Raw genomic sequence first — 11,867 nt, 5'->3', positions numbered from 1 at the left:
GATAAAAATATCATTTCATGTAGAAGTTATGCTTTGCACAAGATCATGTCGCGTTTGTTCAATATGTTTGTGCGTAAGACGCTGAATGGAGGCATATTCGCGATTCAGCCACAGTTTCAGAATTTCGGCATGTTCACGCGTAGCTCTCTGGCGACGCGAATATGGTTTTAAGTGCAGCAGTACATAACGTTCTGCAATGGCATGAAGGCGTTCGAGAATATTGTAAGCCAACAACCCTGTGCCGGGGCGAATCAGGGCAAGATGAAAAGCCCGATTGCAGTCGGCCCATCGTTCCGGAGGCGCATCCCATGAAGCTTCCAGATTTTTCAATGCTTCTGAAGCAATGCGACGATCATCTTCATCAGCTTTTTCACTGCCTGCCGCAGTAATGGCGGGTTCAAGATGCAGACGCAACATGAACACTTCGTCGGCTTCTTCCCGGGTCAGGGGGCGCACAATAAACCCTCGATTGGCAAGGGATGTGACCAGACCATCCTGTTCAAGGCGAGCGAGTGCTTCTCGTAGCGGGATTTTGCTGATGCCAAGACGTGCAGCCAGAATATCCTGTCGAATCGGCTCGTTGTCCTGAAATTCGCCTCGCGTGATCTGCTCTCGAAGAATGTGATAGAGTCTATCAGCAATTGTCCGGACCTTCAGGCGCCCGTCTTTTCCTGAACTGGAGGTTTCGCGAGCGGTAAGAAGATCCAGATCAGACAACCTGAAAGCCTTTCGAAAATACGTCTTCCGGATCAATCCAGATGGTATTGAACCCGGTTGCAATCGCCGATCCCGTGATGAGTGGGATGATGGCTGGCACCTCACTTACCTGAGTGCTTTCCTCAGTTCGGGCAGTGAATGTGCTGCCAATATAGCTCTGGTGTATAAACGAACAGCCTGTTTTTACAATGTTTTTGCTGTGCAGGTGCGCAAGGCGGGCGGATGTGCCGGTTCCGCAGGGGCTGCGGTCAATGGCCTGATCGCCATAAAATACAGCATTCTTTCCGCTTTCTGCGGGGTTTTCTCCGGGTTCGGCCCACAGAACGTGACTGACGCCAGCGATTGTCGCATCGTCCGGGTGAACGGGGGTATAAACTTTGCGAACGGCTTCGCGAATGAGGGGACTCAATTCAAGAATGCGCTTCGCACCCAGGTCGGCGAGAGAGCGATATGCCCCTTGTGGTTCGACGATGGCATAAAAATTGCCGCCATAAGCAACATCAACCGTAAGGGGGCCGAAGCCGGGCACGTCAATCTCGATTCCTGTTCGTGCGACCCATGCGGGCACGTTGCGAATCGTGACGGACGTGACGCGCGCGCCTTTTGTTTCATAGGTGATGTCGATGATGCCTGCCGGCACCTCAAGTTTTAACTGACCGGGTGTGCGTGGATGTAAAAGTCCGTTTTCCAGACCAAATGTTACAAGACCGATGGTGCCGTGTCCGCACATGGGCAAACATCCACTTGTCTCGATAAACAGGATACCCGCATCCGTATCGTCCCGGGTAGGAGGATAGAAAAAGCCACCGCTCATCATACTGTGGCCACGCGGTTCGAAACACAGGCCGGTGCGGATCCAGTCAAAACGTTCGAGAAAGTCCTGCCGCCGTTCACTCATCGTAGCGCCACGCAGGAGAGGGGCGCCTCCTGCTACAAGACGGACGGGATTGCCTGCTGTGTGTCCATCGATACAGAAAAACGTGTGACGCATTTCTTTTCTCTTCCCGTCCGGCGGCATCAGGTTTGGCGTTTTATTTTCCGCAGGGTCTGTTCTGAGCTGCTTTTTCAACCATTTCGGTGATTTCCTTGCGACGCGCGCCCTCCAGAGGCATGCGCGGCATACGGACTCGTTCGTTCCCGCGGCCCATGATCTGCTCCGCCAGTTTAATCGACTGCACGAGGTCGTGCTCGGCATCAAGGTGAAGAAGCGGCATGAACCAGCGATAGATGGTCAGGGCACGTTCCAGATCGCCGCGCGCAAGGGCTTCGACAAGTTCGACGGATTCCTGCGGAAAAGCGCTGGTCAGTCCGGAAATCCAGCCTTTTGCGCCGAGGGTCAGTCCTTCGAACGCGACATCATCCAGGCCAGCCATGACGATGAAACGATCGCCGAAATTGTTGTAAACATCCGTATAACGTCTTGTGTCGGCGGAGCTTTCCTTGATGGCGACAATGTTTTCGATGGCGGAAAGCTTTTCCAGCACGTCCATGCCGATATTCACGCGATAAGCGGTGGGGTTGTTGTAAAGCATGATCGGCAGGTCAGTAACGTCCGCCACGGCTTTGAAATGCGCCACCAGTTCATGGTTTTTCGGCACGTACACCATTGCGGGTAAAAGCATCAGGGCATTGGCGCCAATCCGGGTCGCGTCTTTCGCAAACTGCACGGCGCGCGGTGTCGTCAGCTCCGAGACGCCGACGATCACCGGCACGCGGCCTTTGGCGGTTTCACAGGCTGCGGCGAGAACCTTGAGCTTTTCATCGGGTTCGAGGGAATTGTTCTCCCCGCATGTGCCCAGCATCGTCAGGCCGTGAACGCCATCCTTGATGAGATTGTCGATGACACCTTGAGTCGCAGCAATGTCGACCGAGAGGTTTTCTGAAAACTGGGTGGTGACAGCGGGGAAAACTCCGGTCCAGCGCATTGTGCCCTCCGAGATTTGATTTTGATATCGTTTCGTATACGATAGACGAAACGATATTCCAAGGGTGCTGTTGTGAAAAGCAATGCACAGAACAGACCGTCGGTTCTGGTGATCGGCGGCGGTATAATCGGGCTTTCCTGCGCATGGCGGCTTGCTACCGCAGGCGCTGCCGTAACCCTGATTGATGACGCGACGCCGACTCTCTCGGCTTCGTGGGGAAATGCAGGACAGATTGCCGTCGAGCAGGTGACGCCTCTTGCATCTCCCGGCACGCTTCTGTCAGCGCCAAGGCAGTTCTTTCGCCTTTCTGGCGGTCCTGTCGATCTGGTGTGGAAAGAACCCCGGTCATGGTTCCCGTGGCTGAAGACGTACCTGACTTACTGCACGCCGGTTGCCGCCCGAAAAGGACAGAGGGCGCTTGAGAGCGTGCTGGCCGATGCTGTTGACGCATGGCGTGCTCTGACGCTGGAACTGGGGGTGCCGCATCTGTTGGATGTTGATGGTCATTACATGGTGTGGATGAAGGGACACGCGGAAAGACAGGCGCGTCACGCTCTCAAAAGACCAAGCGGCACTGTCACACCGCGCATGATGACAGACGCGGAACGCGCAAAAATACGGGATACGTACGGTGTGTCCGCGGAAAGCGGCGTGTGTTTCGTCGGATCGGCACGTATCGGGCCGCCCGGGAGTATTTTGCAGGTTCTGAGAGAGGCTGTGAAAAGTCGTTGCGATGTCGTGCAAGGGAGAGTGCGGCAGCTGACGGATAGGGGGGCTGTTCTTGAGGATGGACGGCATATCGAAGCGGATCGCATTCTTGTCGCTGCAGGAGCCTGCTCTGGAGAAATTCTTCCAGAGTACGGAAATTATCTTGTTGCCGAACGTGGTTATCACATCGAATGGGAGCCGGGGGAGGTGCCTTACGCGCCTCCGCTCGTCTTTGAAGATCACTCCATCATTGTGTCGATGATGGGAGGCAGAATGCGGGCTTCGACATTTGTCGAATTCGGTCGATGGGATGCGCCAGCCGATGTCGCCAAATGGGAGCATCTGGAAAAATCCGTTCGGTCTTTCGGTCTTCCCATACAATCGGAATTTTCACGCTGGATGGGGTCACGTCCTACGCTGCCGGATTATCTCCCCGCAATGGGCGCCATTCCCGGCAGGCAGAATGTATTTGGCGCCTTCGGGCACCACCATCTCGGGCTGACGATGGCCGCTGTGACAGCGTCATCCATGGCGTCCCTCCTCATGACCGGAAAAGCAGACCGGGATCTTCGCCCCTTCGATCCTGGCCGTTTTCGTATAAGCCGCGCATTTACCAAGGAGAATGTTTGATGTTGACGATAACGGGAGCCAGTCTGATCGGTGGCCACGAAATCTGTGGAGGGACCGGCTTCAAGGCTTTCGATCCGATGAAATGCGTGATTCTCGAACCGACCTTTCACAATGCAACGAAAGAGGAAGTCGATACGGCCTGCCAACTCGCGGCCAGTGCTGCGGTCGCTTACAGGCAGCTTCCACGCGAGCGCCGCGCTGTTTTTCTGGAGACGATTGCCGATCTGCTTGAGCAGGAAACAGACATCATCGTCACGCGAGCCATGCAGGAAACGGCGCTTCCACAGGGGCGGCTTACTGGTGAGATGGGGCGAACGACCGGACAGTTGCGTATGTTTGCCCGCATTGCTCGGGCAGGGGATGTTTGGGCCTGCAAGACGGATGAAGCGCTTCCAGACCGGAAGCCGATGGCGCGACCTGAACTGAAACAATGCAAAGTGCCTGTAGGGCCGGTAGCGGTTTTCTGCGCCAGCAATTTCCCGCTCGCCTTTTCTGTGGCGGGTGGTGATACGGCTTCCGCATTGGCGGCGGGGTGTCCTGTCGTCTGTCGTGCGCATCCGGCCCATCCGGGAACAGCGGAACTGGTGGCGCGCTGTATTTGCAAGGCTGTTGAAAAATGCTCCATGCCTAAGGGTGTTTTTTCGCTTGTTGGTGGTGAGGCGTATGACGTCGGGACGTGGCTTGTCGAGCATCCGGCAATCCAGTCCGTCGCCTTTACCGGTTCGTGTCAGGGTGGCACAGCGCTTGCGGCCATAGGCGCCCGCCGCGCGACGCCCATTCCCGTATTTGCTGAAATGGGAAGCATCAATCCGGTTTTTCTTATGCAGGATGCTCTGAAAAACCGTGGAGCCGATCTTGGCGCAGCTTTTGTTGCGTCGTTGACGGCGGGAACGGGACAATTCTGCACCAACCCAGGTCTGGTTATCGCGCTGGAAGGGGCCGGCACGGAGGCTTTCATCGCTGCGGCTGTCAGTGCTCTCTCCGCTCAGGATGAAGGTGTCATGCTGACACGCGGCATGGCGGACAGTTATCGGAAAAAGGTTGGAGAACTCGGCGCCAAAGAAGGAGTAGAGCTTCTCGCGCAGTCGAAAGGCGCGGGAGAAACAACGCGCGCGAAGGGTATGTTCTTCCGTGCGTCATATTCTACCTTCATGAAAAATACTTGCTTGCATCAGGAGGTTTTTGGGCCCTGTTCACTTCTCGTCACCTGTTCATCCTTCGAGGAAATGCTTTCTCTGGCGCGGCATCTGGAAGGGCAGTTGACGGTGACATTCCAGATGGATGCTGAAGATATGTCTTCGGCGCAGGCGCTGCTGCCAATCATTGAGGACAAGGCCGGGCGGATTCTCGTCAATGGCTGGCCAACCGGCGTCGAGGTCTGCTCGGCCATGGTTCACGGTGGGCCATTCCCTGCGACAACCGATGGGCGTTTCACCTCCGTCGGTGGCGATGCGATCGACAGGTTCCTGCGGCCCGTCTGTTACCAGAACTTTCCGGTGGAACTGTTGCCAGCCGATCTTCGCCCGTAATCTGCCCCATAGAGCGCCCTGATCCGGAGGCCGGACATGACGACTGAAACAGGTTCTTTCAAACGTTCCCTGTCTCTTCTGGATATGACGCTATTGGGATTCGGTGCGATATTCGGCTCCGGCTGGCTGTTCGCCGCCTCTCATGTTGCGGCGATGGCGGGCCCCGCTGGAATACTGGCGTGGGTTGGCGGCGGCGTTGCCGTCTTTTTCCTCGGACTGGTCTATTGCGAACTCTCGGCAGCGCTTCCGGAGGCGGGCGGTATCGTGCGTCATCCAGCACGGACGCATGGTCCTCTTCTTGGGGCATTGCTGGGGTTCATTACTGTTCTTGCCTATACCAGCCTTACATCTCTCGAAATCATTGCCGCGCGACAGTATCTCGGCTCGTGGGTGCCGGGCCTGACACGAAACAGCGCAGGTGATCCGACACTTGCGGGATGGTTTCTTCAGTTTTTCGCGTTGATGCTGATGATGAAGCTCAATATGTCGAAAATGACTGTCTTCGCATTTGTGAATAATATTGTTACGTTTTTCAAATTCCTTGTGCCGGCTCTCGTTATCGTGCTGCTGCTCATGCGCATGCACCCAGAAAATTACACCAGTCATGGATTTGCACCTTTTGGTCTGAGTCGGTTGGAAACGGCGATTTCCACAGGCGGAGTCATTTTCGCCTATCTCGGCCTGACCCCGATCATTGCGGCGGCTGGTGAGGCGCGTTCCCCGCAACGCACCATTCCTCTTGCGCTGATCTTTTCGGTGCTGCTGGCTGTCGTTGTCTATGTGCTGTTGCAGGCAGCCTTCGTGGGCGCCGTCCCGCCCGATATGTTGGCGGGAGGATGGGAGCCGATCGGGCGGCTGTTTTCCTTGCCGTTTCACGATCTTGCCGTGGTGCTGGGATTGACGTGGCTGGCCAAGGCAGTCGTGACGGACGCCATTGTCTCCCCTTCGGGCACTGGCAATATCTATATGGGGGCTTCGGCGCGCATTCTTTACGCATGGGCGCAGACGGGCACGCTGAGCAGATGGTTTCTCAGGGTGCATCCGGAGAGTGGCATTCCGCGCCGGGCCGTTTTCGTCACATTTCTGATGACCATTTTCTGGACATTGCCGTTTCCATCATGGGATGCGCTCATTGGCGTCGTTTCATCCGCTTTGGTCATGAGCTATGCGTTCGCGCCTGTTGCCGCAGGGGCATTGCGGCGTGCGGCACCAGAGCTGCCTCGACCGTTTCGTGTGCCGTTCTTTTCCTTTACGTCCCCCCTCGCTTTCATGCTGGCCACCCTCATCATTTACTGGACAGGAAAATCGATTCTCACGGGGTTACTGTTAGCCCAGCTGATTTTCCTTTTTGTATCGGGGGGGATTTTCACAGTGCTTCATCGCTCCCGCATACAGGACGAACTGCGAAACTGCTGGTGGGTCATTCTGTATTTCTCGGGACTGTTGGCGCTGTCGTGGTGCGGTTCTGTGGGAGGCGCCAACATTCTCCCAGCGCCTTATGATGCGCTTCTGACAGCCGGGTTTTCTGTTCTAGTTTATCAGTTTGGCATCCGGCAGTTCTGTGCGGAGGCGAGCATCGTGGATAGCGAGGAGATCATTCTGCACGCGCAGTCGGGTGCGTTGTCCAGTGCGGTCGTGGGTTCCTGATTGGTCATTCATAAAAGGAATGATCTCATGGAATAAAAACGATTTGCAATCAGAACGAGCGGGGAAACAATCAGGCTCGAACAGGGCGACAGGAAAGCCTGACGGAGCACGACAGACATGACAGGTGTTACGCAAAACCCGCTTAGCCATGGCCTCTGGGCGCAGACAGCCGTCCCGGCTCCACCCACGCAGTCTCTTGAGTGGGACTGCAAGGTGGACGTGGCGATCATTGGCGCAGGGTACACAGGCCTGTCTGCGGCTCTCTATCTTGCTTCCACAGGCCGGGAAGTGGCCGTGCTTGAGACTGCCGAACCGGGGTTTGGTGGTTCTGGGCGAAATGTAGGGCTGGTCAATGCCGGTCTGTGGATGAAGCCTGACGATGTTGTCGCCACACTGGGCGAAACGCATGGTCAGCGTATTCTCACCATGTTGGGGAATGGGCCGCGCCTCGTGCGTGATCTGGTGCAGCATTACGATCTCGATTGCGAGGCGACCTTTACGGGCACACTGCACTGCGCACCCGATAAATCCGGTTTGCAGGATCTTCAGGATCGGGAAAAACAGTGGCGCGCTCAGGGTGCGCCTGTGCGTCTTCTCAGCGCTGAAGAAACAAGACGGCAGGTTGGCAGTTCTCGTTATATCGGCGCATTGCTGGATGAGCGGGCCGGGACCATCCAGCCGCTTTCCTATGCGCGCGGTCTGGCATCCACCGCTCAACTGGCGGGTGCGGCGATCTATGCGCCAGCGCGTGTGACAGCCGCCACGAGGAAAAACGGTTTCTGGCAGATCCAGACGGCACAGGCGACCGTTTCGGCAAAATGGCTGCTGGTTGCGACAAATGCCTATACGGTCGCGCCATGGAAGGCGATTCGTGAGGAACTGATTCGTCTGCCCTATTTCAATATCGCCACGCGTCCTCTCTCTGACAGTGAAATGGCCGGGATTCTTCCTGATCGTCAGGGCTGCTGGGATACGCGCGAGGTCTTGACGTCTTTCCGGACGGACAAAAACAATCGCATGATTATCGGCAGTGTGGGTGCACTAGGTCAGTCCTGTGAGCGGCATGTGCATGAAGCATGGGCGCGGCGCTCCTTGGCGCGCATTTACCCACAATTGAAGAACGTTCCTTTCGAATCCGCGTGGTTTGGGATGATCGGCATGACCACGAATTCAGTGCCGCGGCTGCATCGTCTGGGCGATCAGGCCATTGCCATCAGTGGTTACAATGGACGCGGCATCTCTCCCGGTACGGCTTTCGGACGTTGCCTCGCGCAGTATATCTGTGGCGAAATTGCTGACAGCGATATGCCGCTGCCCTTCACGGCGATGGAAGCGCCCCGTTTTCGCACGGGGCGTGAACTGTTCTATTCCGTCGGTTCGGTGCTGGCTCATGAGGTCGACGCACGGTTTTCTGGCAAATTTCTGTAATATCTAAGGATTTTCTGCATATGTCTGACATCAGAGCCCAAGTGACCGGCATCATGGACAAGCTGGGCGTGCCAGTGGCAGCGTATCAGGGTGGGGATCTTCCGGTCAGAACACCTGTTACGGGCGAAATCATCGCCAATGTCCGGATGACCACCACGGAAGAAGCCTCCGCTGCGATTGGCCGTGCTGCCGATGCCTTCCGGAAATGGCGTCTGGTACCGGGCCCGCGCCGGGGAGAACTGGTGCGTCTGCTGGGCAATGTTCTGCGGGAGAACAAGGAACTTCTCGGTCATCTGGTCTCTCTTGAAGTGGGCAAGATTCCGTCCGAGGGATCGGGTGAAGTTCAGGAGATGATCGATATCTGCGACTTCGCGGTGGGCCTCTCCCGCCAGCTTTGTGGGCAGGTCATTCAGTCCGAGCGTCCCGAGCATCGGCTGATGGAGCAGTGGCATCCGATTGGTGTTGTCGGCATTATTTCTGCCTTCAACTTCCCTGTCGCGGTCTGGTCATGGAATGCGGCATTGGCGTTGATCTGTGGTGACAGCATTGTCTGGAAACCATCGGAAAAAACACCTCTGACGGCTCTGGCGACCATCGCTCTTTTCAAAAAAGCTGTTGAAGCATTCGGTGATATTCCGGAGGGACTGAGCGAACTGATCGTGGGTGGCGCGGATATCGGCAAGCTGCTGACGGCGGACTCGCGCGTGCCAGTCGTTTCGGCCACGGGCTCGACAAGAATGGGGCGGGCTGTTGGTGAGGTGGTGGCAAGCCGCTTTGGTCGTTCCATTCTGGAACTGGGCGGTAATAACGCTTCGATCGTAACGCCATCTGCCGATCTGGAAATGACGCTGCGGGCTGTGGCGTTTGGCGCAATGGGCACGGCAGGACAGCGCTGCACGACGCTGCGTCGCCTGATCGTGCATTCCTCTGTGTATGACCAGTTGGTGCCGCGTCTTCGTCAGGTTTATGCGTCCATCAGTGTGGGTAATCCACTTGAGGAGGGTAATCTGGTCGGGCCGCTGATCGATGGTGCTTCGTTCGAAGCCATGCAGAAGAGCCTCGCGGCGGCGAAAGACGCCGGCGGTGCGGTGCATGGTGGTGAACGCGTTGACGTCAACGGTGCAGACTCATTCTATGTTCGTCCGGCGCTTGTCGAAATGCCTTCCCAGACCGGTCCCGTCTGTGAGGAAACCTTTGCGCCTATTCTCTATGTCCTGAAATACGAGACGCCTGAAGAAGCCATTGCTCTGCAAAATGATGTTGTTCAGGGTCTCTCTTCTTCCATCTTCAGCAACGACATGCGCGAGGTTGAAGTCTATCTCTCCGCCGCCGGGTCTGATTGTGGCATTGCGAATGTGAATATCGGCACGTCAGGCGCCGAGATCGGTGGTGCTTTCGGCGGTGAGAAGGAAACCGGAGGCGGTCGTGAGTCGGGTTCGGATGCATGGAAAGGCTACATGCGGCGCCAGACGAACACGATCAATTATGGACTGTCACTGCCACTGGCTCAGGGCGTCAAGTTTGACGTTGGCTGAATGAAAGGCCGCTACAGACGATGGGTTTCAACCAGAATTCGTCGTCTGTAGCGCCAGCCATTTGCGGAAGCAGGCGAGCGGCCCGTATTGCGCCCGGTTGCGTGGCCATACGAGATAGTAGGCTTCATCGTCCTGAATATCGAAAGCTTCGCCAATCTGGATAAGGCGACCGGATTCCAGTGATTCTTTCACAACCATTTCAGGCAGAAGACCCAGCCCTCCCCCTGTAAGGGCGATCTGGTGCAGGGCAAGATACTGGTCGCACAGCATGCCCCGGACATTCGTGGCATCAACGCCCTGACTGATGAACCACCGCTCCCACGCATTGGGGCGTGAAACGAGATGCAGAAGGGGAGCCTGAAGCAGATCAGCTGGTTCCCGGAAGTTGTAACGCGCTGCAAGTGTGGGATCACAGACGGGCAAGGTGCGCTCGCGTTGAATGAGCTGTGTCTGCGTTCCTGACCAGTCGGGAAGACCGAAGCAGATAACGGCGTCGAAGATTTCGGCAGTGAAGTCGGAAAATTCTGTTCTTGTGTAAAGATTGACCGTTATTTCAGGGTATTCCGCGCTAAAATCAGCGAGACGGGCAGCAAGCCAGACGCTGCCAAAAGTGGGTGGAATAGCCAGAGTCAACGTGCCGCCGCCGGGAGAGGCGCGAAGGCCTAGGGTGGCAGTGGCGATTTTTTTAAGCGCCTCCCGAATTTCGCGGGCATAGACTTCGCCAGCAACAGTCAGTCTTACTGTTTGTTTTTCTCTAACAAAAAGATGTGTTCCAAGTTGTTCTTCCAGAAGTCTGATCTGGCGACTGATGACACTTTGTGTGAGATGCAACTCGGTTGCCGCTGCAGTGAAATTCTGGTGTCGGGCCGCTGCTTCAAAGGCATAAAGAAGAGAGATGGACGGCAGAAAGCGTCGTGCATAGGCCATTGAGTGCTGTCATCCGGATGGAGGCATCATGGGGGTTTGTTCCGGCAGACTATCCCGCCAGGCCAAGCATGGAAACACGCGTTCATGAACGCCAGACCTCATGGGGTATAGGCGTTTTTGATTTTTATGCGAAACGATCGTTTTTTGTGTGGCACACCCAATAATGAGTGTTGGCACTGTGTCATATTTCGATTGTTTTGTTGATCGTTACGATTTTGTATGATTGAGTTTATCCCCTGCCGTGAGGACATAACCCTCTCGCGCGCGTTCAAAGGTGGAGCAAAGCGATGCGTTCTTTTTCAAAAGCCGTATGCTGTAATGTTCTGAATATCTTCCGCTTCTGAAAGCAGTTCTTAAAAGGATGCTGTCGGGTTTGGCTGGCGTTTTGCCCGAGCCTTACTGGAAGGATTATCCTCGATTGATGCGAAACCGTATCAGAATCGATATTTTTCATTTCGACGGCCAATATAAGGTGTCTCAGTCCTCGGATCACGCAATCCTGTTGCGACTGAAAGTGGCTGAAACGCTGCGGAAATCGAGCGTGTGCGGAGAATGTTTTTGAACAAACAGACAAAATTTGCATTCGGAGCAAGTGGTGTATTGCGAAACCATTTACCCTCAGGCAAAATGGTTTCCATATCGCAACTATCGCGTCCCGCAGATAGCACGAGGGAGAGTTCAGTCTGATGCTTGACTACGCGCAGCAGCGACGTACGCCTATGCAGCAGGCGGTTGGGATAGGGGGTGTTGCGCTGATTGCGTGCGCGCTGGGCGTTATTTACCTGACATGGGTGGATAAAGAACCTGCGCCGGTATCTCAT

10 protein-coding genes are annotated in these 11,867 nt (G+C 55.8%); 5 read left to right on the top strand and 5 right to left on the bottom strand.

Translation table 11 applies throughout. The annotated features are described in order from the left end of the window. Positions 1-15 precede the first annotated feature (15 nt). Genes ABF824_RS13400 through ABF824_RS13390 form a run of 3 tightly spaced genes read right to left on the bottom strand, consistent with a single transcriptional unit; the run spans position 16 to position 2,642 of the window. Positions 16-717 carry a GntR family transcriptional regulator gene (locus tag ABF824_RS13400; protein ID WP_415489509.1) on the bottom strand — a complete coding sequence of 234 codons (702 nt, stop codon included), beginning with the start codon at positions 715-717 and terminating at the stop codon, positions 16-18. Then, positions 710-1,708, bottom strand: a complete 999-nt coding sequence (locus ABF824_RS13395; RefSeq protein WP_415489508.1) for a 4-hydroxyproline epimerase — start codon at positions 1,706-1,708, stop codon at positions 710-712. Before ABF824_RS13395 ends, ABF824_RS13400 begins: the two co-directional genes overlap by 8 nt. 40 nt (positions 1,709-1,748) lie before the next feature. Next, entirely contained in the window at positions 1,749-2,642 is an 894-nt protein-coding gene (locus tag ABF824_RS13390) for a dihydrodipicolinate synthase family protein (protein ID WP_415489507.1), read from the bottom strand. Between the two features lie 72 nt (positions 2,643-2,714). On the opposite strand from ABF824_RS13390, the gene ABF824_RS13385 reads away from it, so the two are divergent. The 5 genes from ABF824_RS13385 to ABF824_RS13365 all read left to right on the top strand — a co-directional run bounded on the left by ABF824_RS13385 (position 2,715) and on the right by ABF824_RS13365 (position 10,119). Further along, complete coding sequence (locus ABF824_RS13385; protein ID WP_415489506.1) at positions 2,715-3,980, top strand: NAD(P)/FAD-dependent oxidoreductase; 1,266 nt, start codon at positions 2,715-2,717, stop codon at positions 3,978-3,980. After that, positions 3,980-5,509 carry an aldehyde dehydrogenase (NADP(+)) gene (locus ABF824_RS13380; RefSeq protein ID WP_415489505.1) on the top strand — a complete coding sequence of 510 codons (1,530 nt, stop codon included), beginning with the start codon at positions 3,980-3,982 and terminating at the stop codon, positions 5,507-5,509. Before ABF824_RS13385 ends, ABF824_RS13380 begins: the two co-directional genes overlap by 1 nt. A gap of 36 nt (positions 5,510-5,545) precedes the next feature. Next, a complete protein-coding gene (locus tag ABF824_RS13375) occupies positions 5,546-7,156 on the top strand; it encodes an APC family permease (RefSeq protein WP_415489504.1) in 1,611 nt (536 codons plus the stop codon). A gap of 117 nt (positions 7,157-7,273) precedes the next feature. Further along, a complete protein-coding gene (locus tag ABF824_RS13370; protein WP_415489503.1) occupies positions 7,274-8,584 on the top strand; it encodes an NAD(P)/FAD-dependent oxidoreductase in 1,311 nt (436 codons plus the stop codon). Between the two features lie 20 nt (positions 8,585-8,604). Then, the gene (locus tag ABF824_RS13365; RefSeq protein WP_415489502.1) at positions 8,605-10,119 is read left to right on the top strand and encodes an aldehyde dehydrogenase family protein; all 1,515 of its coding nucleotides are present in this window, start codon (positions 8,605-8,607) and stop codon (positions 10,117-10,119) included. Positions 10,120-10,146: 27 nt separating this feature from the next. On the opposite strand, the gene ABF824_RS13360 is transcribed toward ABF824_RS13365, so the two are convergent. Together ABF824_RS13360 and ABF824_RS13355 are read right to left on the bottom strand one after the other, a co-directional pair. Continuing rightward, the gene (locus ABF824_RS13360) at positions 10,147-11,046 is read right to left on the bottom strand and encodes a LysR substrate-binding domain-containing protein (protein ID WP_415489501.1); all 900 of its coding nucleotides are present in this window, start codon (positions 11,044-11,046) and stop codon (positions 10,147-10,149) included. Between the two features lie 434 nt (positions 11,047-11,480). Next, on the bottom strand, positions 11,481-11,867 hold a 387-nt coding region (locus ABF824_RS13355), incomplete at its 5' end, for a hypothetical protein (RefSeq protein ID WP_415489500.1).

The organism is Acetobacter sp. (assembly GCF_047721705.1).
Lineage (GTDB): Bacteria > Pseudomonadota > Alphaproteobacteria > Acetobacterales > Acetobacteraceae > Acetobacter.
This window is presented reverse-complemented; position numbering and strand designations above follow the sequence as displayed.

Coding starts and splice junctions, on each gene's coding strand:
- ABF824_RS13375 (WP_415489504.1), top strand. CDS start 5,546: ATGACGACTGAAACAGGTTCTTTCAAACGTTCCCTGTCTCTTCTGGAT.
- ABF824_RS13370 (WP_415489503.1), top strand. CDS start 7,274: ATGACAGGTGTTACGCAAAACCCGCTTAGCCATGGCCTCTGGGCGCAG.
- ABF824_RS13360 (WP_415489501.1), bottom strand. CDS start 11,046: ATGGCCTATGCACGACGCTTTCTGCCGTCCATCTCTCTTCTTTATGCC.
- ABF824_RS13365 (WP_415489502.1), top strand. CDS start 8,605: ATGTCTGACATCAGAGCCCAAGTGACCGGCATCATGGACAAGCTGGGC.
- ABF824_RS13395 (WP_415489508.1), bottom strand. CDS start 1,708: ATGCGTCACACGTTTTTCTGTATCGATGGACACACAGCAGGCAATCCC.
- ABF824_RS13380 (WP_415489505.1), top strand. CDS start 3,980: ATGTTGACGATAACGGGAGCCAGTCTGATCGGTGGCCACGAAATCTGT.
- ABF824_RS13390 (WP_415489507.1), bottom strand. CDS start 2,642: ATGCGCTGGACCGGAGTTTTCCCCGCTGTCACCACCCAGTTTTCAGAA.